Annotated in this window: 1 pseudogene; it reads left to right on the plus strand. The window is 60.9% G+C overall.

Annotated elements, in window-relative coordinates:
• A pseudogene (gene cpsB, locus EQW76_RS28880) lies at positions 1-266 on the plus strand (mannose-1-phosphate guanylyltransferase/mannose-6-phosphate isomerase); the annotation flags it as partial.

Consider the following 266-nt stretch of genomic DNA (forward strand, 5'->3'; position numbering starts at 1 on the left):
TTCCTGTGGTCGGACCTCGGCAGCTGGGATTCGGTTTGGAAGGTCGGCAAGCAGGACGAGAACGGCAACGTCTCGGCCGGCAACACGACGCTGGTCAACACCCGGAACTCTCTCGTCATGACCCACGGTACTCATCTTGCCGTGCAGGGTCTCGAGAACGTCGCCGTCATCGCATCCGAAGATGCCGTCTATGTCGGACATCTGAAGGACAGCCAGGATGTCGGCAAGCTGGTCAAGCTGCTGGCCGGCCACAAGAAGACCGCGAC

The organism is Rhizobium sp. rho-13.1 (genome assembly GCF_007000305.1).
Classification (GTDB): Bacteria; Pseudomonadota; Alphaproteobacteria; order Rhizobiales; family Rhizobiaceae; genus Rhizobium; species Rhizobium rhododendri.